Source organism: Chitinophaga sp., assembly GCF_036569185.1.
Classification (GTDB): Bacteria; Bacteroidota; Bacteroidia; order Chitinophagales; family Chitinophagaceae; genus Chitinophaga.
Window position 1 is genome coordinate 1 of record NZ_DATCRD010000298.1, and the last position, 22,125, is coordinate 22,125.

General features: G+C 48.0%; 20 protein-coding genes. 8 read left to right on the forward strand and 12 right to left on the reverse strand.

Annotated features, from left to right (window positions below):
- Positions 1 to 345: 345 nt before the first annotated feature.
- A complete protein-coding gene (locus VIM72_RS23290) occupies positions 346 to 1,668 on the forward strand; it encodes a DUF5690 family protein (RefSeq protein ID WP_332005221.1) in 1,323 nt (440 codons plus the stop codon).
- 84 nt (positions 1,669 to 1,752) lie between these two features.
- On the opposite strand, the gene tatA is transcribed toward VIM72_RS23290, so the two are convergent.
- From tatA to VIM72_RS23350, 12 genes are all read right to left on the reverse strand, one after another.
- Positions 1,753 to 1,974, reverse strand: coding sequence for a twin-arginine translocase TatA/TatE family subunit (tatA, locus tag VIM72_RS23295; protein WP_142684874.1), 222 nt, complete (start codon positions 1,972 to 1,974; stop codon positions 1,753 to 1,755).
- A gap of 129 nt (positions 1,975 to 2,103) precedes the next feature.
- Positions 2,104 to 2,658: an alpha-ribazole phosphatase gene (gene cobC / locus VIM72_RS23300; RefSeq protein WP_332005222.1), complete on the reverse strand. Its 555-nt coding sequence runs from the start codon at positions 2,656 to 2,658 to the stop codon at positions 2,104 to 2,106.
- Positions 2,643 to 3,419 (reverse strand): adenosylcobinamide-GDP ribazoletransferase, encoded by a 777-nt coding sequence (locus tag VIM72_RS23305; RefSeq protein WP_332005223.1) that lies wholly within the window; start codon positions 3,417 to 3,419, stop codon positions 2,643 to 2,645. Before VIM72_RS23305 ends, cobC begins: the two co-directional genes overlap by 16 nt.
- Positions 3,416 to 4,462, reverse strand: a complete 1,047-nt coding sequence (gene cobT, locus VIM72_RS23310) for a nicotinate-nucleotide--dimethylbenzimidazole phosphoribosyltransferase (RefSeq protein ID WP_332005224.1) — start codon at positions 4,460 to 4,462, stop codon at positions 3,416 to 3,418. Before cobT ends, VIM72_RS23305 begins: the two co-directional genes overlap by 4 nt.
- 9 nt (positions 4,463 to 4,471) lie before the next feature.
- Positions 4,472 to 4,984: a bifunctional adenosylcobinamide kinase/adenosylcobinamide-phosphate guanylyltransferase gene (locus VIM72_RS23315; RefSeq protein WP_332005225.1), complete on the reverse strand. Its 513-nt coding sequence runs from the start codon at positions 4,982 to 4,984 to the stop codon at positions 4,472 to 4,474.
- Positions 4,985 to 5,045: 61 nt separating this feature from the next.
- Positions 5,046 to 6,374 (reverse strand): DUF5074 domain-containing protein, encoded by a 1,329-nt coding sequence (locus tag VIM72_RS23320; protein ID WP_332005226.1) that lies wholly within the window; start codon positions 6,372 to 6,374, stop codon positions 5,046 to 5,048.
- 194 nt (positions 6,375 to 6,568) lie between these two features.
- Complete coding sequence (locus VIM72_RS23325) at positions 6,569 to 7,162, reverse strand: DUF6580 family putative transport protein (protein ID WP_332005227.1); 594 nt, start codon at positions 7,160 to 7,162, stop codon at positions 6,569 to 6,571.
- Between the two features lie 17 nt (positions 7,163 to 7,179).
- Positions 7,180 to 9,099, reverse strand: coding sequence for a TonB-dependent receptor plug domain-containing protein (locus VIM72_RS23330; RefSeq protein ID WP_332005228.1), 1,920 nt, complete (start codon positions 9,097 to 9,099; stop codon positions 7,180 to 7,182).
- 137 nt (positions 9,100 to 9,236) lie between these two features.
- Positions 9,237 to 9,887, reverse strand: coding sequence for a hypothetical protein (locus VIM72_RS23335; RefSeq protein ID WP_332005229.1), 651 nt, complete (start codon positions 9,885 to 9,887; stop codon positions 9,237 to 9,239).
- A 66-nt stretch (positions 9,888 to 9,953) separates the two neighbouring features.
- Positions 9,954 to 10,826 carry a DMT family transporter gene (locus VIM72_RS23340; RefSeq protein WP_332005230.1) on the reverse strand — a complete coding sequence of 291 codons (873 nt, stop codon included), beginning with the start codon at positions 10,824 to 10,826 and terminating at the stop codon, positions 9,954 to 9,956.
- Positions 10,827 to 10,891: 65 nt separating this feature from the next.
- Complete coding sequence (locus VIM72_RS23345; protein WP_332005231.1) at positions 10,892 to 12,112, reverse strand: MFS transporter; 1,221 nt, start codon at positions 12,110 to 12,112, stop codon at positions 10,892 to 10,894.
- Between the two features lie 47 nt (positions 12,113 to 12,159).
- Positions 12,160 to 12,834 (reverse strand): FadR/GntR family transcriptional regulator, encoded by a 675-nt coding sequence (locus tag VIM72_RS23350; RefSeq protein ID WP_332005232.1) that lies wholly within the window; start codon positions 12,832 to 12,834, stop codon positions 12,160 to 12,162.
- Positions 12,835 to 13,279: 445 nt separating this feature from the next.
- Here VIM72_RS23350 and VIM72_RS23355 point away from each other — a divergent pair, with 445 nt between their 5' ends.
- The 7 genes from VIM72_RS23355 (at position 13,280) to VIM72_RS23385 (ending at position 22,123) form a co-directional block, all read left to right on the forward strand.
- On the forward strand, positions 13,280 to 15,676 hold the full coding sequence (locus VIM72_RS23355) for a S9 family peptidase (protein WP_332005233.1): 2,397 nt from the start codon (positions 13,280 to 13,282) through the stop codon (positions 15,674 to 15,676).
- A 129-nt stretch (positions 15,677 to 15,805) separates the two neighbouring features.
- Positions 15,806 to 16,684: an AraC family transcriptional regulator gene (locus tag VIM72_RS23360; RefSeq protein ID WP_332005234.1), complete on the forward strand. Its 879-nt coding sequence runs from the start codon at positions 15,806 to 15,808 to the stop codon at positions 16,682 to 16,684.
- Between the two features lie 15 nt (positions 16,685 to 16,699).
- Complete coding sequence (locus VIM72_RS23365; protein WP_332005235.1) at positions 16,700 to 17,161, forward strand: DUF983 domain-containing protein; 462 nt, start codon at positions 16,700 to 16,702, stop codon at positions 17,159 to 17,161.
- 441 nt (positions 17,162 to 17,602) lie between these two features.
- Positions 17,603 to 18,898 carry a TolC family protein gene (locus VIM72_RS23370; protein WP_332005236.1) on the forward strand — a complete coding sequence of 432 codons (1,296 nt, stop codon included), beginning with the start codon at positions 17,603 to 17,605 and terminating at the stop codon, positions 18,896 to 18,898.
- A gap of 13 nt (positions 18,899 to 18,911) precedes the next feature.
- Positions 18,912 to 20,144 carry an efflux RND transporter periplasmic adaptor subunit gene (locus VIM72_RS23375; RefSeq protein WP_332005237.1) on the forward strand — a complete coding sequence of 411 codons (1,233 nt, stop codon included), beginning with the start codon at positions 18,912 to 18,914 and terminating at the stop codon, positions 20,142 to 20,144.
- Complete coding sequence (locus tag VIM72_RS23380) at positions 20,141 to 20,890, forward strand: ABC transporter ATP-binding protein (protein ID WP_332005238.1); 750 nt, start codon at positions 20,141 to 20,143, stop codon at positions 20,888 to 20,890. Before VIM72_RS23375 ends, VIM72_RS23380 begins: the two co-directional genes overlap by 4 nt.
- Positions 20,891 to 20,902: 12 nt before the next feature.
- Positions 20,903 to 22,123: an ABC transporter permease gene (locus VIM72_RS23385; RefSeq protein ID WP_332005239.1), complete on the forward strand. Its 1,221-nt coding sequence runs from the start codon at positions 20,903 to 20,905 to the stop codon at positions 22,121 to 22,123.
- Positions 22,124 to 22,125: the final 2 nt, after the last annotated feature.

Here is a 22,125-nt window from a genome sequence, read left to right on the forward strand (position 1 = left end):
ATTATTACCTGATTTATCTATATAAAAAAGAAGAAGAAAGAAATAATTCCTTCTTCTTCTCTCTAAAAAAATCAGTGTAATCAGCGTAATCATCCTAATCCTGCCCCAAGACAATCTTAGTGGCCGAAGGCCACCATTCGCTCTATTCAACCGCATTATAATCCAAACAACAAACGGCAGGAAAATCAGTGTAATCAGTATAATCATCCTAATCCTGCACCAAGACAATTTCAGTGGCCGAAGGCCACGAAGCTCATGTTTAATAATACTTAACATTAAGTTCAGCATTTATTAACAATGAGTTTACATTGGACCCGCACCTTTGTCCAAACCATTTGTCAAAAGATGTTGAATATTACCTGGATACGGAAGCGGTTGCAGCATGCGCATCATGTTACTTTTTCACTGTATGCTGCCCTGGTGGCCTTTGGTACATATTCCTGCATGTATGCCTTCCGGAAGCCTTTTACAGCGGGTATTTTCGAGGGAGTAACTTTCCTCGGCATTGATTATAAGATCTGGCTGGTAATTACGCAAACAATTGGTTATGCCTGTAGCAAGTTTTACGGTATCCGTTTTATAGCGGAAATGAAAGGCAATAAACGGGCGCAGAGTATCATGATGCTGATAGGCATATCCTGGCTGGCCTTACTGGGTTTCGCTGTGGTGCCAGCCCCGTATAATATTGCGTTTCTTTTTCTCAACGGGTTTCCATTGGGTATGATCTGGGGGCTGGTGTTCAGTTACCTGGAAGGCCGGCGCAGTACGGAATTTATGGGAGCAGTATTATCGGTGAGCTTTATCTTTTCTTCGGGGTTTGTAAAATCAGTAGGTAAAATGACGGTGGTGAGCTGGCATGTAACGGAATACTGGATGCCTTTTATCACCGGCCTGGTATTTATTGTGCCCATCATGACCTGTATATTGTTACTGGAGCAGATCCCGCCCCCTTCAACGGAAGATGAGCAATTGAGAACGCGCCGTGCGCCTATGAACAAACAGGAAAGAAAAACATTTCTCCACACCTTTTTACCCGGGCTGGTATTACTCATTGCCAGTTATGTATTACTCACCGTATTGCGGGATATGCGCGACAATTTTGCGGCGGATATCTGGAAAGACCTGGGCTACGGCACGCAGGCGGGTATTTTTACACAAACAGAGATCCCTGTTTCGGTAGCCATCATTGTGATCATGGGATTGCTGGTGTTTGTGAAAAATAATTTTCACGCGTTTATGCTGAATCATTTTATTGTGATCACCGGGTTCCTGGTGGCGCTGATCAGCACCTTGCTATATAAGCAGCATCAGCTGGATCCTGTATGGTGGATGACTTTAACAGGATTAGGATTGTATATGGGTTACATTCCCTTTAACTGTATCTTCTTTGAAAGACTTATCGCAGTATTTAAATACGTGAGCAATGTTGGCTTTATCATTTATGTGGCCGATTCTTTTGGTTACCTGGGAAGTGTGCTGGTGATGTTATTCAAGAATTTTGGCGGCATGGCTTTATCGTGGAGCCAGTTTTTTACAGATGCTGTATTGGGCGTTTCTGTTACAGGTATCGTGATGATGCTGGCATCAGCCTGGTATTTTAAAAAAAGATTTGAATCAGTGAACAATAAAAGTACTTCCAATCTCGATGAAGTACAGATCGCTGCCTGATAAGAACAGGTGGTTAAAAGCATAAAAAAAGGCAAATCGTGCATACTCAATGCGCAATTTGCCTTTTGTTTTTATAACAGGAATTTAGTTCGCTTTGGCGTCAGACGCGTCTGCTTTAGTTCCTTTTTTGCCTGGTTCATCTTTGGCATCTTTAAACTCACGAATGCCGCTACCCAAACCACGCATCAGCTCAGGTATCTTCTTACCACCAAACAATAACAGTACTACCAATGCTATCAGCAGTAATTCCTTGATACCTATTTCCTGCAAAAACAAAAGCGGGATATTCAGAAAAGATGTTGTCATTATAACAGATTTTATTGTGTGCTTTTATATACGGTATATGTAAACATAAAGTTAGCACGAATTACCAGTTTTTTTGTTTTTTAGGGAGATATTTAAAAATTTTAATATAAATTGTTTAAAGACAACTATTTACAGATTAGAATTTATCATTTTTACCTCTCCGTTTTCCACCCGTAGATGCGAAATATGACCATAATCCACTGAGATATCAAACGCATCCACGAGCGGGGTATCGGTCACATGCGCTACTATACAGCGGATCACCCCGTTATGTGTAACCAGCACCGTGTCTTTTCCTGTAGCAGTTATTTCCTCCAGTATGGCTATACTCCTGTTATAGAGCTCCTCATAGCTTTCCCCGCCGGGAATATGCTCAAACACCACGTTGTCGGCCCATTTGCTCAGGGCATTTTTGCTGATGTTTTCCCAGGGCTGCATCTCCCAGTTACCAAAATTCATTTCTTTTAACCGGTCGTCTTTGATATAGTTATCGAATAACGCGGCTGCCAGCTTTTCACAGCGTTGCAGCGGGCTGGTATATACCTCCAGCGGCCCTGCCGGAAGCAGGGGCTTTATGCGTGCTGCTTCGGTATCAAAACTACCGGCTACATCCACATCGGAGGCGCCGTAACAAATACCACTTTCTATAGCCGGTGTGGTATGCCGGATCAGGTATATTTCCATGTAAGAATACAAAAGCATAAATAAATAACAGCCTCGGATACCTGCTGCACGGCGCCCAGGCAATCGCCGGTATAGCCGCCTATCCATTTCTGCATCAGTCTTACCATATACCAGCGCGCTAAAAACAGGGCCGGAATAGTAAGCAGCAGGGTATAGTTCTGCAGGTAAATCATGGCTGCAACAAAAGGAATAAAGCCCCATAAAGCCGCTATCCACAGGTCGGGCAGGGTAATGCCCCTGGCAATAGGTTTGGCCTTACTGTCGTCGTTTTCACGCACATATTTATGGGTATATATCACCGTTACTGCTACAAAGCGGCTCAATGGCTGCGCACTTATGATGGAGAGCATCACTTTATACAGCGGCAGCTCGCGGAGCGACAGGTATTTAAGGGTCATGATCAGCAGCAGTCCCAGCATCCCGTAGGTGCCTATACGGCTGTCTTTCATGATGTCCAGGATCTTTTCTTTGGTCCAGCCACCGCCGAAACCATCGCACATATCCGCAAACCCGTCTTCATGAAAAGCGCCGGTAATCCACACGCCCACAATAATCGCCAGTAGTATGCTCACCATGGGAGGAGCAATGCTGCCCAGTATATACAACACGGCCGTCATAATAAGGCCCGTAATCCATCCTATCAGCGGAAGATAGCGGGTAGCCTGGCTGAGCAATTCCGGAGACCAGGGCGTGCTAACGGGAACGTGTATACGCGTATAATACATGATAGCGGTTAGCAATAGCTGCCACTGTTTTTTCATATTGTACGGTTTGATACCTGTGCACTGTTAAAACTGGCCATTTCTTCCAAAAAAGCTACTGCACTCCTGATCAGGGGAATGGCCAGTGCGGCGCCGGTGCCTTCTCCCAAACGCATATCCATTTGTAATAAAGGTGATACTTGAAGATGTTGCAGCATCGCTTTATGTCCTTTTTCTTCAGAGCAATGGGCAAAAATGCAATAATCTTTTACGTTGGGCTGCATTTGTACGGCCGCCAGTAAAGCGGCGGTTACAATAAAGCCGTCTATCACCACCAGCATGTTAAGCGCGGCTGCCTGCTGGATGGCGCCACAGATCATGGCTATTTCAAAACCGCCAAATGTAGCCAGGGCCTGTTCAGGCGAAGCGGGTGATCCATGTTTGGCCATTACCTGTTGCAGTATGGCCTTTTTTTGCATTAATTGCTGTGCATTGCTGCCGGTGCCTGTACCGGTACATTCGGCCACCGGTATGCCGGTAAAATGACTCATGAGCAACGATGCCGCAGAAGTATTACCAATGCCCATTTCCCCGAAACCCACTACGTTGCATCCTTTTTCAAAAAGCAGTTTCACCTCAGCGGCGCCCGACTGCATGGCCAGTTTGCACTGATCCAGCTGCATGGCCGGCATATGCAGGAAGTTCTGCGTACCCATTCCCATTTTACGGTCTTTCAGCTGCGGATGTGGTGCAAACACATGATTTACCCCGGCATCCACTACGGTAAGGTCCAGTTGGTGCTGTCTGCAAAATACGTTGATGGCCGCGCCTCCATTCAGGAAGTTATATACCATTTGAGCGGTAACAGCCTGTGGAAAAGGATTTACCTGTCCGTCGGCTGCAATGCCGTGATCTCCTGCAAATACAATAATGGCGGGGTTCTTTACAGACGGGCTCAATGTATTTTGTACAAGACCTGCCTGCAGGGCAATGCTTTCCAGTTTTCCCAGTGAGCCGGGCGGCTTGGTCTTTTGATCTATCTTATCCTGTAATGCGGTGCTTAATTCGGTAGATACTGGTAGTATACGGATATCATTCATCATAAGGGATTTTTACACTTCTTTCTTAATTACAACCGGAATGCCCGACACCATTAGTGTAACGGTACCGGATATACGCGCCGTATATTGGTTCACCCAACCCTGCAGGTCTGTAAACTTGCGGCCAGCTTCAGTTTCCGCATGAACGCCCATTCCAATTTCGTTGGTTACAATAATAAAAGTGCCTGCTTTCTGGTGAATGGCATGTATTTCCGCCTGGATGGCCTGCAGCGTATTGCCGGTATGATACTCGTGTGCTGTAAAAAAGTTGGTAAGCCAGAGGGTGATGCAGTCGATCACTACGGTATGCCCGTCCAGCGGCAGGCGGCTCACATACAGCTCTTCTTCATAATTCACCCATGCCGGTCCTCTTTCCTCCTTATGCCGCTGTATGCGTTGTGCAAAATCATTGTCCCATACTTTGGCAGTGGCCACATATATGGGATGAGCGCTTTGTGATAAGGCCAGCTCCTGTGCGTACCTGCTTTTACCCGAACGGGCGCCGCCTGTAATTAAATGAAGCATAGAAAAGCTTTTAGCCTTTTTCCTGTGGCGGACTTTGATCAAAGCCCGCCACAGGAAATTATTAGTTAAACAATGGCATTGCCGGGAAGAAGAAGCCGGTGAAGTTCACGCTTTTCTTCAGCCCGCCGTTGCTGGCATCGTAGATGTACAGCGTATTGTTTTTATAATTGTCGCCATAACCTGATTTCACGTCTGTTATTACGATGGTGTTATTGCCCGGGTTGTACCTTACGCCTGCACCATACATTTCACGGCCGTCAGGAATAGTTACAAATGGTGTATTCAGGGAATTGGGATTGCCTGCCGCATATTTGTACACTTCCCTGCCGCCAGCGCCCCATGAATTTGTTTTGCCGATGAATACTGCATTCTCAATAGTAGATGCGCTCAGCATACCTGCGTTCCAGGCGCCCCAGGAGCCGTATACCGGGAAGGGAACGGTTACAGTGTCCATTTTCAGGCTGTTGGCGTTAATAGCAAACAGCATGTTATCACGGGCGGCCCAAACGGTACCATCCGGCGTACGGGTAAAGCCTACATCTGCAGGGCCTAACACTTTGGCCACGCTCAGATCGGTGTTATTTAATGCTACTATACCCTGCGATTGCGACATGACCAGTACATAAGCTTCGGCTTTGATGATGCCGCCTACCTGGCCGGTTACGCCGGCCAGTTTACTGCCTACAGCCAGTGTTTGAAGATTAACGGGATATACGCCATCGGCGGTGCCTATTAAGCCTGTGCTGTTGTTTATACCGCAAAAGGAGTTACCTGCGGCCGGCAGCTGGTCAATACGGCCGGTTTCCTTCATGGTGCCGGGATCTGCTACCACAAAGGCGCCCTGTTTGGATACCAGGTACATTTTATTATTGTAAATAGCGCCGTAGTCGGTAGTAGTGCCTAATGTTTTACCAGGATTGGTCCGTTGAAATACATCCTGGTAAACGGAATCTTCCCCGTTACGGTAAAAATTCACATCCCCGGGGCCGTGGCCAAACCAGCCTTCATTCACCAGGAAAAATCCATTTTCAAATTTGCCCAGCACTTTGATACGGTAAAAGAAAGTAGCCAGTGCATTGCCCGAAATTATTTTATAGGAGATGGTATAATCACCTTTTGCTGTTGCAGTAAAAGTATAGGTAGAATCGGTGCTTACCTGTACGCCGTTTACCAGCCAGAGGAAAGTTGGATCTTTCACTTCGGCCAGCTGCGGGCTCAGTACACGGCTGTCGCCGATAAAGATGGTATCATTGCCGTTTTTTAACCCCGGGCTTACTATCTGTGGTACAATTACTTCTGCCTGGTTATCTTTAGAGCAGGAGGCTAATCCCGCGATAGCGAATACTGCTGCAATAAAGGAAACCTGAAATTTGCGTGAAATGCTGCGCATGTGTCGTGATTTATTTTCGTATGTCTTGTTTTCGTATGGGTATTACAGTTAAACTGTAGCCAGGGTGCTAATACAGAAATGCTATGCAGAAGAAGGGCAAATATGAAATCCCCTATAATAATTTAGAGATTTAGGGTCAGACAAATGTGTTCATCTGCCTGAGCCCCAAATCTCTAAAAACAAATGTAAAAATACTATTGTGCAAAACGCAGTCTGCGTTTAACCAGTTCAAAGCTGCCAAAGAAAATGCTGCAGTAAACAATATTACCTACCAGCACGTACCACATATAAGGAATTGCCTGGATGTAGCAGCTGGCTAATCCTGCGGCATCTTTAGTGTACGGTAAACCGGTGAGCATATTGGTGGAACCGCTGATCCATACGCCGAAGTTGGATACCAGGAAATGCAGGAGCGCTGCACCCACAGAACCCATCAGGATGTTGGCAACACTTGCTTTTTTGATTAAAAGCTGTCCCAGTAATACAATCAGCACAAAGCTGGCATAGTTCCATACCCAGCCCCTGTACAGCAAGCCTTCTGCAAACTGCTTATGGAAAACCTGCATCAGGATAATGTCGCTAACAAAGAGCGTTAATAAAGGAAAGGCGTATGATTTCCATTTCTGTGAAAAAGAAGCGCCGCCGAATAAAGCCATAGCGCCTACCGGGGTAAACATGGCGATTGGTTGCATGGTAGCATCTGATCCCAACACGACACGTATTACACCTGCTGCCAGGATAAAAAGCAGCAATACACCAAATCGTGGATTAAGATTCTTTAAAGACATTATGTTGATTTTAATGTTTACAAATTAACTACGATACCGGTATTAAAATTAAACCGGCGTGAATTATATCCCGAAATATCAAAATACTGATAATCTGTAATATTTCTGAAACCGGCGAAAATTTTAAGCAAGTTACCAAATTTATATTCACCATATAAATCCACGGTATAATAATCCCCCATCAGGTTAGCCCCCTCGAAACGCTTATCGATGTATTTAGCGGTAGCCGATACATACAGCGCCGGGGTGGCCTGGTAGCCTAAAGTGGCATTCACGGCGTTTTTAGGCACCCTGTACAGGTTGTAGTAGGAAGAGTCCTTACCATGCTGGTTCACGGTAACCCGGCCATCTACATAGGTATAATTGGCCGTTAACTGCAGTTTCTTTGTAATGCTCCAGGTAACTTCTGCTTCGGCGCCATAAGCCTTTTGTTTGTTGGCATTTTGGTACTGGCTGAAAAAGGTAACAGGATCAAAGTAAAAGATCACCAGGTCGCGGGTACTGCGGGCAAAGCCGGTTACCCGGAAATCTACCTTACCCTTAGCCACATTGGCCTGGTAGCCTGCCTCATAGCTGGTAGTGGTTTCCGGCTTCAGGTCCCGGTTACCATAACCGGCGGCGTACAACTGGTACAGGGAGGGGACCATATAGGCGGAAGAAATATTGATAAATACCTTATGATTTGGATTGATCAGGTAAGAGGGGTTAATAGAGAAGGTTTGATTATTGCCATACAGGCTATGGTGATTGAACCGGCCGCCCACTTCCAGGTTAAAGCCATTCATGTTATGCAGCAGGAAGGAAGCATACACGCTGATCTGGCTGGTATGGGAACTGTCGGGCGATAACTTGCTGGGAATTATTACGCCCGGGGTGTAAGTGCTTTCCAGGAAATCTTCCTGGTTGGTGGCCGCGCGGTTATAGGCGGCGCCTCCTATCAGCCTGATGCGGTTGCTCAGGTCAAGGTTTACATAGCTTTCCAGCTGGTGGATGTTGGAGGTGAACAGGGAGCTGTCGTACCGCGCATAGGCGCCCACTCCCACATAACCGGAGTCGTTCAGTATTTCCCGGTTGGTGCGCTGGTAGCTGTACAATACGTGCCAGGACCCGTTTTTAAACCGGTATTCGCTGCTGAAGCCATTGAGCAGGTATTTCGACTTACCGGTATAATCCGTTTCATCTCTATAGCCGCCCTCATCCAGGTCGTGATGATAATTACTGAAGTTAAAAAGATAGCCGAAATTCCAGCGTTTCCCTGCAGTAAGCCCCAGTTTTGCAAAAACGCTGTTTTGCCTGAAACCGTCTTTATCAAACCCCGCTTTGCGGGTAGAATCGTAGGCATCGGAGAAGCCCCTGGTGTTTTCATGTTTATAGCTCACCAGGTAGGAGAAACGGTTCATGTTGCCATGTACATTTACATTGCCCTGGAAATCGCGGTAACTGCCATAGCTGGCGGTAGCGCCTGCGCCAAATTTCTTGTCACCGGTTTTGCGGGTGATGATGTTGATCACTCCTGCTACGGCATTGGAGCCATAGAGGGTCGACTGGCTGCCGCGGAGTATTTCGATCCGTTCCACCTGGTCGGGGCTAATGAAATTGAGGTCGAAAGTGTTGTTGATCTGGGACGCATCACTTACCGGGAGGCCGTCTACCAGGATAAGGGTATTGCCATTGGAGGCCCCGCGCATGTACACATTGGGTACGGTGCCTGGATTGTTTTCAGCACCGTTGATGATCAGGCCGGTTTGCTGGTTCAGGATGCCGGCAATGCTCCTGCCGCTGTTGCGCTGCAGGTATTCATGTGAAAGGATAGTGACTACCTTGCCGGTTTCCCCGGCTTTCTGAGGGCCTTTAACGGCGGTAACGGTGATTTCGTTCAGCTGGCTGATACGGCTGGTATCCTGTGCGGCAGCAGTGGTGTAGAGTGCTGCAGACAAGAAAAGGGACGTGTAAAGTTTTAAGTGCATCCGCGATGTTGGTTAGCGATTTATAAAATAAAAATGCAGCGGTGACAAAGGTTCAGGTTACTTTATCGCCACTGCATTTTTTGAGACAAGCTGCCGGAGCAGTTTGCTTATCCCGGCATCCGGGAAATATATTTATCCATTTCTTTGATCTGGCTTACAATCTGCGCAGTGGTAGGCTTCTGAGCTTTCGCCCTGCGGAAGTATTCTTTGGCCGATTTGAAGTCGCGGCGGCTCATGGCAATAGACGCCAGGGTTAACAGGGCCGCAGCCGAGTTTTCCTTGTCCGGTAAGCCTTTACGCATTGCGATTTTCAGGTTCTGATCAGCCGTTTTCAGGTCATTTTTCTGGTAAGCGATGGTACCCAGCTGAAAATACTGCATGCCCTCATATTCCTTCATGGGGCTGCCGGAGTTAATGCTCTGGCGGATAGTGGATTCAGCTTTATCGAGATCGTTGGAGTACATGGCCATATTGCTTTGCATAAAGTAGTATACAGAGCGGATAGGTTTGTACAGCAGTTTAGGGAACTTTACCTGGTTCATCAGGGCGGTAGCCCTTTCAATGTCGCCGGCTTCCACGGCTTCCTGTACTATCCTCATAGGTCCAAACATCACATGCGTTACCAGGCACACTATTGCCAGTACCAGCACAATGGTGGCTTCCCACCAGCCCACCGTAAGGCCCAGCGCAATACCGCCTATCAGTAGCAGGATACCGATCGGGAGGCGATATAGAATAAAAAAATTAAATGCTTTCATGAAAAAACAGTTCGTAAATCACTAATGAGGGAGCAAAGATAAATAAAAAAAACACCTCATGGGTTTTCATTTCCGGCGTTTTAGATTTGCCATGGCAATAGCTCCTAATATGATGGCTACGCCCAGTACCTGGAGAGAGGATACCGGTTCGTGCAGGAAAATGGTAGCCGCCAGCATGGCCACCGGCAACTCGGCGGCGCTGAGGATGGCTCCCAGCGATACACCCGTTTGGGGCATTCCCTTTGAAAAAAGGAAAGGTGGCAGCACAGTACCAAAAAGGGAGAGGGGAATACCCCAGATCCATAGATTAGTGCCGGTAAAACGGCCGTTGGAGAGGTATACCGGCGGGAAAATAAGGCTGATAATCACAAATGCGCCGGTAACAATCCAGGCGCTCTTCAGCACAGGGCTCAATGAAGCGGCTACGCGGCCGCTTACCACAATAAAAACGGTATAGCACATGGCGGCCAGCAGGCCAAATCCAATGCCTTTCCAGTTCAGGTTGGTATGGCCGTGATTAAACAGGCCTCCTGCCAGGAGGGTGCCGCCAAGAATAAAAAATACGGCCACCCATTGTACAGGTGAGGGGCGTTTTTTATAAATGATCCATTCTGCCAGCATACTCATCCAGGTAAACTGCATCAGTAGTATAATGGCAATACTGGCAGGAATATATTGTACGCTCTGGTAATAAGTAATGCTTACCAATCCCGTGGAACTGCCCAGGATAAAGCAGGTGCGGGCAGCTTTGTTGCCCAGGCCCGCTGTTCTTTTACCTGACAGCGCCTGGATGATCCATAACGTCAGCATCCCGAAACCTGCCTGTACACTGCATAATTCGCCTAATGTATATCCCTGCTGATAACCCGACTTAACGATCGTTGACAAAATTCCAAAGCTGCATGCGCCAAGCAGCACAAGCAGTATGCCTTTCCACATAACCATTGTTTTAGTGTGCGAATGTATGCGAATTTAGCGGAGGCCGGCGCCTCCGCTAAATGCTGCTATTTCTTTTTCTCCAGGTTGGGAAGGAACCCGGTAAGGAGTCCTATTAAGGGGAGATAAGCGCAAACCTGGTATACATAGGCAATGCTGGTGGCATCTGCCAGTCGGCCCAGCAGTGCGGAACCTACGCCGCCCATACCAAAGGCCAGCCCGAAAAATAACCCGGCAATCATGCCTACCTTACCCGGTACCAGCTCCTGTGCATAAACAAGAATGGCGGAAAATGCAGAAGAGAGTATAACGCCAATGAATACACTAAGCACGGCTGTCCAGAACAGGTTGGCATGTGGCAGCAATAAGGAAAACGGCGCTACGCCCAGGATAGAGATCCAGATCACATATTTACGGCCGATGCGGTCGCCTACGGGGCCGCCGATAAAAGTGCCCGCCGCTACTGCAAACAGGAAGATGAACAGGTATACCTGCGACGCCTGCGTGGAAATATGGAAACGGTCAATCAGGTAAAAGGTATAGTAGCTGGTCATACTGGCCATGTAGAAGTATTTGGAGAAGATCAGCACCAGCAGGATGCCCAGCGAAAATATGATCGTAGAATCAGACAGCTTAGGCTTGTCAAGCCCCAGCGCTGTCTTTTTGGGTTTAATGCGGTGCGTGTTGGAAAGATACCATCTGCTGATGTTCAGCATCACCACGATAGCCAGCAAAGCAGCTACTGAAAACCAGATCACATGGAACTGTCCGAATGGAACAATTATCATGGCTGCCAGTAACGGGCCCAGTGAGCTGCCGGCGTTACCGCCCACCTGGAACAATGATTGGGCCATACCATGTTTCCCGCCGGAAGCCATATGCGCCAGCCGCGATGCTTCAGGATGAAACACGGCGGATCCAACGCCTACCAGTCCTACGGATATCAATACCATCGGGAAGTTGTGCGATAGCGATAAACACACCAGTCCTATCAGCGTGAAGCTCATGCCGATAGCCAGTGAATAAGGCTGTGGCTTTTTATCGGTATACAGGCCCACCAGCGGCTGCAGCAGTGATGCCGACATCTGGAAAGTAAGGGTAATTAGCCCTACCTGTGTGAAATTTAATTTAAGGGAATCCTTGAGCACAGGATACATGGCAGGGATGAGCGACTGCATCGTGTCGTTCAGGAAGTGGGTAAAACTTAACGCCAGTAAGATAGACAGCACCGTGTTCTGAGCTGCCTGTTGAGCGGCTGTTTTGTGCTGTTCTGCAAGTGTTGTTTCCATTTCTGTTCTTTTAAGATCAGATCATCTGATGTTTGAGGGTAAAAAAATTATTTGTTCTGGTCACTGATCTTCGTTGCCCAAACCAGCGCCTTCCTGGGATCTTTGTCTATGACACATTGCAGCAGCGCATCATGATAATGCTGTGTGCGCACAAAGCTGTCTGTATTGGCAAAGCGTTGCAGGAAAGACTTTTTCAGGTGTTCTGCTACAGTTCTGTACAGATCGCGCATGATTTCATTTTTACCTGCTTCCGCCAGCGCGTTGTGAAAATTGATATCCGCCTGGATACAAGGCTCCAGCTGGTTGTTGGACGCATATTCAAAACGCTTCTTCAAAAACCCTTTCATCTTCTCAATATCCTTGCTATTGCGATGCATAGCAGCTTTCTCCGCAATTTTTACTTCCAGTAAAAAACGCACTTCATTCAGGTCTTCAAAATCCGCCCGCTGCAGCCGCTGTGACAGGGCTTCACCTGTACCGGATTGCGATAGTACAAAGGTGCCCAGTCCCTGCTGCACCCGCACCAACCCCCGATGGGCCAGTATTTTTACTGCCTCCCTGATACTGGACCTGCCCACGGAAAACTGCAACATCAATTCCGGTTCTGTGGGCAATTGCTGTCCTACGGCATATTTACCGGAGCTGATCAACTCCTGGAGGCGGTCTGCCACCTCTTCCGCCAGGCTGAGTCGTTTTAAAGGAGAAGTATTTGTATTCATCATATCATCTGATGTTTGCAAAGGTAATGGAACTTTTTACTTTTTTATGTTTTTTTTCGGGAGATGAAGAACCGGTTAATATCTTATTGGGACGAACTAAGCTATAAATGAACTTTTAATAATAGCAGGTCAACAGTTAAATGTTGGGCTGCTATTACTTCTTGCATATTTCTCAGTTGCTTAGGACTCGTGTATGTGTAGTACCCCTGATATAGTTACCATACACTTCCCATATACTCACCATACACTCACCATACACTTTCAATACACTCCCCATACACTATCTCGCGTGGGGTCTTGGGGGGCTTGTCCTGATATAGGCTTACAATAAAAATTTTTAGTCCTGCTGAAGGTGTACGTTGCTTCCCTTTTTCATTCATCATTTTCTGCTTTGCAAACTGTGGCAATAAGTTTATTTTGGCCGGATTGCTTATCAACATCAACTGCTATGAGAAAATTAATACTGTCATTATCCTTGTTCATTACCCTTCATGCCTATGCCCAGGATGCACTGAAGTACCAGACCCCTCCAAAGAGTATCCTGGAACTGGCTATGGCAGCACCTTCGCCGTCGACGGACTTTAACAGCAAGGGAGATGTAATGCTGATCATGGAGCGAACCAGTTATCCTTCTATTGAAGAATTGTCGCAGCCGGAATACCGGTTGGCAGGAGCTCGTATCAACCCGGCCAACTTTGGCCCGAGCCGTGCTTCCTATATCACCGCCATCCGCATAAAAAACATCAAAGGCAATAATGAATACCCGGTTACCGGTCTGCCTGCCAATGCGCGCATCAGCAATATCAGCTGGTCGCCTTCACAAAAAAGCATCGCTTTCACGATTACAGACAACAGCCGTATTACTTTATGGAAAGCAGACGTCGCTACCGGCGCGGCCACGCAGCAAAGCACCCGTGCGCTGAATGATATCGCAGGCCCTGCGTTTACCTGGATCGATGATAACCGCATCCTGGCGCTGGCAGTACCGGCCTCTATTGGCAAAGCGCCGGAAAAACCATTGGCGCCTGAAGGGCCAACCGTGCAGCAAACTTCCGGTAAGGCCGCTCCCGCAGCCACTTACCAGGACATGCTGAAAAATCCATACGACGAGCAGCTGTTTGATTATTACTTCCAATCAGAGCCGGTGATCATCGGCGCCGGAACAGAACAGGTGATCGGTAAACCTGCTGTTTATGTAACGGCCGCTCCATCGCCGGATAATCAATACCTGCTGATGGAAAGCCTGCATCGTCCGTATTCCTACCTGGTAGGCTCCAGCCGTTTCCCTACAGAAGTGGAAGTATGGAAAATGAATGGAGAACTGGTAAAGAAACTGGCCAGCAACCCGCTGGATGAAGTGCGCCCCAAAGGATTTGATGCCACCAGCAACTATCCCCGTTACTTCTCCTGGCGCAATGATGCACCGGCCACCATCTGGTGGGTACAGGCCCTTGATGGCGGCGATCCCAAAAAAGAAGTGCCCTTCCGCGATGTGGTAAATATCCTGCCGGCCCCGTTCACTGCTGCGCCACAGGAGCTGGTAAAAACAGTGAACCGTTTTGCCGGCATCAGTTGGGCAAACGATCAGCTGGCACTGGTATACGACGCCAATAATACGCAACAGAAAATAAGAGTAAGCCGTATTAACCCGGCAAATCCATCACAGGCGCCGGTTACGCTGATAGACCGTTCTGAGAATGATCGCTATAACGATCCCGGAACACCAGTAACTATAAAGAACCAGTATAACAGGTCTGTATTATACGTGTCGCCTTCACAGGAATTGCTGATGACGGCCCCCGGTGCTTCTCCTGAAGGCGACCGGCCTTTCCTGTCTTCCTTTAATTTAAATAACAGCAAGCAAAAGATCCTGTGGCGTTCTTCTGCGCCTTATTACGAGCAGGTAGCCGATGTGATAGATCCTGCCAGGCTTGTGGTGGTCATTGCACGCGAATCTGTATCATCTCCCGTAAACTATTACCTGCAAAACCTTAAAAAGAAATCTTCCGTTGCGCTTACTGCATTTCCTCATCCGCAGCCACAGCTGAAGGGTGTGCAGAAACAACTGCTGAAATACAAACGGAAGGATGGAGTAGACCTCACCGCCATGTTATACCTGCCGGAAGGATATGATCCTGCTAAAGATGGCCGCCTGCCGGTGCTGATGTGGGCTTATCCCCGCGAATACAAATCAGCCAGTGACGCCGCACAGGTACGTGGCTCTGCTTACCGGTTCACCCGTGTAAATTATGGCTCGCCCATCTTTTGGGTAACCCGCGGCTTTGCGGTGATGGATGCTACAGAAATGCCGATTGTAGGAGAGGGCGATAAAGAACCTAACGATACTTTCATTGACCAGCTGGTAATGAATGCGGAAGCGGCGGTGAACAAGATCACGGAAATGGGTATTGGCGATAAAGACCGTATTGCTGTAGGCGGGCATTCCTATGGCGCGTTTATGACGGCTAACCTGCTGGCACATACGAACCTGTTTAAAGCAGGCATCTCCCGCAGTGGCGCCTATAACCGGACTTTAACTCCCTTCGGTTTCCAGAATGAGCAACGCACCTACTGGCAGGCGCCGGAAGTGTACTATAAAATGTCGCCCTTCTCTTATGCCGATAAGCTGAAAGCACCTATCCTCCTGATTCATGGGGAAGCGGATAATAACTCCGGCACATTCCCGGTGCAAAGTGAAAGATTGTATAATGCCCTTAAAGGAAACGGAGGTACCGCACGCCTGGTATTCCTTCCGCAGGAAAGCCACGGCTATGCAGCCAAAGAAAGCATCCTGCATATGCTATGGGAAATGGACGAATGGCTGATGAAATATGTGAAGCAATAATAAACACCGTAATTTGTGTGATGATCCGGTCCGGATCATCACACAAATTATCGTTATAAGTAAAAAGTACCATTAAACCCCCTAATACCACAACCCCCGTTCTTACTTCCTTTGTACCTTTGTTGCATCATGTCAAAGGCGCTCATTCCAACATACGATATCTGTTCCCTGGCTATGGGAAAGCCGGCATCTGAAGATATACTGGTAGCCAGGTTTTCTGAATACCTGGCGGCTCACCGGGACATTCATTTCCCACACAGGCATTCGTTTTATCACCTGGCGTTTTTTACTGCCGGAAGTGGAAGTCATACTATCGATTTTGAAAAGTTTCCCGTTAAACCGGGTCAGTTATATTTTATGATACCCGGTCAGGTGCACAGCTGGTTTTTTTCCGGTGGGATAGAAGGTTACGTGATGAATGTATCTGCCGGGTTTTTTAACGCTTTTCTGCAGGACGCAGACTATGTGGAACGGTTTCCTTTTTTCAGCGGGGTAAGCGCAGAAGGAGTGGTGCAATTACCTAAAGCAGCTATCCCGGTGGTTACTGCACAGTTTGAGGCGATGCTGAAAGAAATAAAAGGAGAGCAGCCTTACAGCCAGGATATGTTGCGGCTGCATGTGCTGGGAATGTTTATTGAGGTTAGTCGCGCCAGCAGGCAGGGAGCTGCCAGGCAGGAGCCACCGCACAACTATGTATTGCTGCGCAACTTCCGCAAACTGGTAGAACAGCATTACATGCAGCTGCGGTTGCCAAAAGAATATGCCTCCCTGTTGTATGTAACGCCCAATTACCTCAATGCCTTTTGCCGGCATATGCTGGGAAAATCGGCCGGGGAAATTATCCGCGACCGGGTACTGCTGGAAGCGAAACGGCTGTTGATCAATGCAGATATGAGCATAGCTACCATTGCCTACCAGCTCAATTTTGCAGACAATTCTTACTTCACCAAGTTTTTTAAAAAATACGCAGGAACAACGCCGGAGGAGTTCCGGAAGCATATCTCCTGATAAATCTTTCATTTTATGTGTGCAGATAAAAATAATGTAAAGCCCGGCCTGCTGAAAAGCCTGCTGGGGAACAAGTGCGCCCGTTGCAGAAGAGGGGCCATCTATACTACAAAAAATCCCTACGACCTGAAAAACTGTTTAAAGATGCCCGACACATGCCCGGTATGCGGCCAGCCCGTGGAAGTAGAGGTAGGGTTTTACTACGGTACCGGCTATGTCAGCTATGCGCTGTCGATAGCAGTATGTGTGGCCAGCCTTATCGCCTGGTGGCTGTTCATCGGCTTTTCCATTTATGATAACCGGATCTTCTGGTGGCTGGGAGTGAACGCCCTGTTGCTGGTAATACTACAACCCCTGCTGATGCGGTGGTCCCGTACCATCTGGATGGCCTTTTTTGTATACTACGATGAAAACTGGCAGCAGGGCCCGCCACAGGGCACCGGCAGGTCAAATGCTACTTTTAAAAATGCTATATAGGGCGCTGAAAAGACCGGGCTAAGCAACCAATAGAACGGAGATGGTAATTTACGGATCTATGGAGAGAACAAACGGACGACTTATCCGTTATTATCTTTCTGTAGATCCGTTTTCGTTATTACACAGGTGACGAATAAGATCCCTCAGATACGTATCGCTACCAGGGCGTTAACAATAATTAACAGTACTTAACGCAGGCCGGGTATCCGTATCCAAATTGCACACAGTGGCGGATAAAGACAGAAAAGATAACGCTTACAGGAGAACGGAAGAAGAAGAGCAGGGAGCATCGCTGATGTTGGAAGATGAATAATTAAGTATATTGCTATCAGCATTTGGCCCCTTATTCCAGTTGTAGCCTTTACTAACATCAATGATTATACGATGATGTTTTTCAGACAGCCCGGAAGATTAGTACTCCTTTTCATTTTTTTGTTGTCAGTGAAGTCCCGGCTAAACGCCCAGGACAGCACCTTGCAGGATCTTCCCGCACAATGGACGCTGCAGCAGTGCTTCGACTATGCGCTGAAAAACAATATCCAGCTGAACAGTCTTCGCCTGAGCAGGATGAGCAGTGAACAGGACCTGCTGCTGTCGCGTGCGGCGAAGCTGCCTAATCTTACCGGTACCGTTTCCCAGGATCTTAATGGTGGTAAATCAATTACTGCTGCAGGCGGTTCATCTTACCGCGTAAATACCACCGGCAATTACGGCGTAAACTCAAATGTTACGTTGTTCCAGGGAGGTTATCTTAACAATGATATTAAACAAAAGAACCTGCTTACGCAGATAGCCGGCCTGAACGTTGCCACACAGATCAATGATATTACCGTGCTGATCACACAGGCTTACCTGAACATCTTACTGGCAAAGGAGAATATTGTGTACGTGAAGGATGTGGTAGCTACTTCGGAAGCACAGGTAAAACAGGGGCAGCAACAATATGACGTGGGCAGCATGGCGCTCATAGGATTGGTGCAGTTACAGGCGCAGCTGGCGAACGACCGCTATACGCTGATAAATGCCGAGAACCAGCACCGCCAGAACAAGCTGATACTGAAACAGCTGTTGCAGTTGCCCAGCAGTTACAATTTTGAGATCCAGGAACCGGATACGCTGATCAGCAATAACCGTTTGTATGCATTGCAGGAAACGCAGGATTCCGCTTTGGCCAACAGGCCGGAAATTAAAAGCAGCGAGCTGGGTATAGAGGTGTCCAATCTCGACCTGGCGAAGGCGAAGGCCGGCTACCTGCCTACACTTACTGCCGGGGGCTCGCTGGGATCTTCTTATGTGAGCGGAGGTGCAGGCAGCGCTTATTTCAAGCAAATGGATGATAATTTTTATCAGCAGATTGGAATTACTTTATCTGTTCCCATTTTCACCCGGCGGGTCGTGAAAACCAATGTGGAAAAGGCCAAAATAGAAGTAGATCAGTCGAAACTGGTGTTGAAGGATACAAAAACAAATCTTACCCAAACCATTGAACAGGCATATATCAATGTGCTTAATGCACAATCGCAGTACGATGCCGCGGTGGAGCAGCTGAAATATTCGCAGGAAGGTTACAGGATTGCCAGTGAGCAGCTGAAAGTAGGGGCTGCCAATGTAGTGGTGTTTCTTCAGCAGAAGAATTTATATATACAGGCATTACAATCTTATATACAGGCAAAATACAATGCTGCCCTGAATATCAGGATATATGATTTTTACAGGGGCGTACCGGTAAAACTATAAATGTAAATGAGGTATGAGAAAAAATAAAGGTGTTATCATAACGGTGGTGATCGTACTGCTGCTGGTGGCGATCTGGTTTTTCTTCATCAGGAAGAAAAAGGAACCAGTCAGGTTTGATACCGCCAAACCGGAATACGGGCATATCGCTACTACTGTAACGGCCACCGGTACTATACAGCCCGTAGATACCGTGGCTGTTGGTACACAGGTGTCGGGCACTATCAAATACCTGTATGTGGATTTTAACACGAAGGTGAAGAAAGGGCAATTGCTGGCGGAACTGGACAAGGACCTTTTCCAGGCGCAGGTAGATCAGCTGCGTGCAAATGTACAGGTAGCCCAAACCAACCTGGAATACCAGAAGAACAATTTCCAGCGGCAGGAACTGTTGTATAAAACAGGAGCCATCAGTAAAGCCGATTATGATATTGCCTATAATCAGATAGGGCAGGCCAGAGCAAACGTGGCCAGCGTAACAGCGCAGTTGAATTCGGCATTGAAGAATTTCTCCTTTACAGAAATACATTCACCTATTGATGGCGTGGTGCTGAACAGGAATGTAAGCGTAGGACAAACAGTGGCCGCCAGTTTTAATACGCCTACCCTGTTTGTGATCGCAAAAGATATTACCAAGATGCAGGTAGAAGCCAGCGTGGATGAAGCCGATATAGGCAATGTAAAGGATTCGCTTCGTGTAACCTTCACCGTTGATGCCTACCTGGAAGATGTGTTTTCCGGCCGCGTACAGGAAATCAGGCTGCAGCCATCTGTTTCATCTAACGTGGTTACCTATAACACCATTATCAACGCGCCTAACGATAATATGAAGCTGAAGCCGGGCATGACCGCCAACGTTACCATTTATACGGCAGAAAAAGACACGGCGTTACTGCTCCCGGTGAAGGCGTTGAAATTTATTCCTGATTCCGTGCAGCTCAAAGATTATGTAATACAAAGCGCTGTGAGAAGGGCCCGTGGTACTGCCCAAACGAAAGACACAACCGGCGGTAAGTTCAAAAGCACTGCCCGTATAGGGTCGTCCAATTATGTATGGCTGCTGCGGGGCGATACACTGGTGCAAAGGCATATCAGAACAGGGTTGAACGATAATACCCATATTGAAGTACTCTCAGGGCTAAACGAAAATGATGTGGTGATAACGGGTATCAGCGCCGGCGGGGCCGTAGCGGGTGCAACAGGTACCGGCAGTCCGTTTTTACCAAAAATGGGAGGGCGAAGACGATGAGCAACAACAAAATATTAGAGCTGCAGCAAATCAAGCGTGAATTTGTAATGGGCACAGAAACAGTGCGCGCACTGAAAGGCGTGTCTTTTGATGTATTTGCCGGCGAATTTGTGACTATTATGGGAAGCAGCGGTTCGGGGAAAACTACCCTGCTCAATATTCTTGGTTGCCTCGATAAACCTACTTCCGGCAGTTACCTGCTGGATGGGGTGAATGTAAGTAACCTGTCGAGGAATGAACTGGCCAGGTTGAGGAACCACAAAATAGGATTTGTGTTCCAGGCGTACAATCTGTTACCCCGTACCTCTGCATTGGAGAATGTGGAGCTGCCGCTGTTCTACAACCCGGAGCTATCTGTGCAGGAGCGGCGGAGCAGGGCCATGGATGCGCTGCAGGCAGTGAAGCTGGCGGAAAGGGAAGATCATACCCCCAGCCAGCTTTCCGGCGGACAGCAGCAAAGGGTAGCCATTGCAAGGGCGCTGGTAAACCAGCCGGTAATGATACTGGCAGATGAAGCTACCGGTAACCTTGATACCCGTACTTCTTATGAAATTATGGCCCTGATGCAGGACCTGAACCAGGAAGGAAAAACAATCGTGTTTGTTACGCACGAACCGGATATAGCCGCTTTCAGCAGCAGAACGGTGATGCTGCGCGACGGGAAAGTGGTGAAGGATAGTAAAAATGAGAACGTAAGGTCGGCAAAGGAAGCCCTGGCAGCATTGCCTCCGGCGGAAGACTACTAATTAACCGAAAGCATGAGTGCAGTCAATCTCATAATGATAGCGTTAAAGGCTTTGCAGCGTAATAAGCTGCGGGCATTCCTGACCATGCTGGGCATCATCATTGGCGTGGCCGCCGTTATTGCCATGGTGGCCATAGGGCAGGGCTCCAAGGAAAGTATCCAGACACAGCTCAGCAGCATGGGCTCCAATATGATCACTATTTTGCCCAGCAGTAATGTGGCCGGCGGCGTGCGGATAGGAGGAGAGAGCTTCCAGTCGCTCACCATTGCAGATGTACTGGCCATACAAAAGAATGCAGAGTATGTGAGCGCGGTATCGCCGGTGGCATCTACCAAGGGGCAGGCTATTTACGGGGCGTTGAACTGGCCAACTTCTCTGCAGGGAGTGGCCCCTTCCTATTTTGATATACGGAAGCTCACAGTAAATGAGGGCATCAGTTTTTCGGACGCCGATGTGGCTACTGCGGCCAAGGTATGTGTATTGGGGCAAACCGTGATCAATAACCTGTTCCCAAGCGGGGAAAGCCCTGTGGGAAAAGTGATCCGCCTGGGATCCATCCCGTTGCAGGTAATAGGCACACTGGCGCCCAAAGGGCAAAGCTCCTTCGGGCAGGACCAGGATGATATTATCCTTACGCCCTATACCACGGTGCAGAAGCGTATCCTGGCCACCATTTATTTCCAGAGTATTTATGCTTCGGCTGTGAGCGAAGGCACTTCAGACCAGGCTACCAATGAAATTATAGATATCCTCAGAACAACGCATCGCCTGCGGCCTTCCGATGAAAACAATTTCCAGGTGAGAACGATGGAGGAACTGATAAAAACGCTGAGCTCTACCACCAGCCTGCTCACGATCCTGTTAACGGCCATTGCAGGTATTTCACTGGTGATTGGCGGTATCGGCATTATGAATATCATGTATGTTTCTGTTACAGAGCGCACCAGGGAAATAGGATTACGCATGTCTATCGGTGCGCGGGGCATTGATATTTTGCTGCAGTTCCTGGTGGAGGCCATTATCATCAGCGTTACAGGCGGCCTGATAGGAGTAGTACTGGGAATTACTTCTGCCAAGGTAATTACCCTTACCCTGGGATGGCCCACGCTGGTATCGGAGTCTTCTATCGTGCTCTCTTTTGTGGTGTGTGCTTTTACGGGTGTATTTTTTGGCTATTATCCTGCACAATCGGCCTCCAGGTTGGATCCTATTGAAGCATTGCGTTACGAGTAGTT

What these genes read in the sequence shown, in the direction of transcription:
- VIM72_RS23350 (WP_332005232.1), bottom strand. Translation starts at nt 12,834, where the DNA reads ATGATGAATACAAATACTTCTCCTTTAAAACGACTCAGCCTGGCGGAA.
- VIM72_RS23355 (WP_332005233.1), top strand. Translation starts at nt 13,280, where the DNA reads ATGAGAAAATTAATACTGTCATTATCCTTGTTCATTACCCTTCATGCC.
- tatA (WP_142684874.1), bottom strand. Translation starts at nt 1,974, where the DNA reads ATGACAACATCTTTTCTGAATATCCCGCTTTTGTTTTTGCAGGAAATA.
- VIM72_RS23345 (WP_332005231.1), bottom strand. Translation starts at nt 12,112, where the DNA reads ATGGAAACAACACTTGCAGAACAGCACAAAACAGCCGCTCAACAGGCA.
- VIM72_RS23325 (WP_332005227.1), bottom strand. Translation starts at nt 7,162, where the DNA reads ATGTCTTTAAAGAATCTTAATCCACGATTTGGTGTATTGCTGCTTTTT.
- VIM72_RS23385 (WP_332005239.1), top strand. Translation starts at nt 20,903, where the DNA reads ATGAGTGCAGTCAATCTCATAATGATAGCGTTAAAGGCTTTGCAGCGT.
- VIM72_RS23340 (WP_332005230.1), bottom strand. Translation starts at nt 10,826, where the DNA reads ATGTGGAAAGGCATACTGCTTGTGCTGCTTGGCGCATGCAGCTTTGGA.
- VIM72_RS23365 (WP_332005235.1), top strand. Translation starts at nt 16,700, where the DNA reads ATGTGTGCAGATAAAAATAATGTAAAGCCCGGCCTGCTGAAAAGCCTG.
- cobC (WP_332005222.1), bottom strand. Translation starts at nt 2,658, where the DNA reads ATGGAAATATACCTGATCCGGCATACCACACCGGCTATAGAAAGTGGT.
- VIM72_RS23305 (WP_332005223.1), bottom strand. Translation starts at nt 3,419, where the DNA reads ATGAAAAAACAGTGGCAGCTATTGCTAACCGCTATCATGTATTATACG.
- VIM72_RS23335 (WP_332005229.1), bottom strand. Translation starts at nt 9,887, where the DNA reads ATGAAAGCATTTAATTTTTTTATTCTATATCGCCTCCCGATCGGTATC.
- cobT (WP_332005224.1), bottom strand. Translation starts at nt 4,462, where the DNA reads ATGATGAATGATATCCGTATACTACCAGTATCTACCGAATTAAGCACC.
- VIM72_RS23320 (WP_332005226.1), bottom strand. Translation starts at nt 6,374, where the DNA reads ATGCGCAGCATTTCACGCAAATTTCAGGTTTCCTTTATTGCAGCAGTA.
- VIM72_RS23290 (WP_332005221.1), top strand. Translation starts at nt 346, where the DNA reads ATGTTGAATATTACCTGGATACGGAAGCGGTTGCAGCATGCGCATCAT.
- VIM72_RS23360 (WP_332005234.1), top strand. Translation starts at nt 15,806, where the DNA reads ATGTCAAAGGCGCTCATTCCAACATACGATATCTGTTCCCTGGCTATG.
- VIM72_RS23380 (WP_332005238.1), top strand. Translation starts at nt 20,141, where the DNA reads ATGAGCAACAACAAAATATTAGAGCTGCAGCAAATCAAGCGTGAATTT.
- VIM72_RS23315 (WP_332005225.1), bottom strand. Translation starts at nt 4,984, where the DNA reads ATGCTTCATTTAATTACAGGCGGCGCCCGTTCGGGTAAAAGCAGGTAC.
- VIM72_RS23375 (WP_332005237.1), top strand. Translation starts at nt 18,912, where the DNA reads ATGAGAAAAAATAAAGGTGTTATCATAACGGTGGTGATCGTACTGCTG.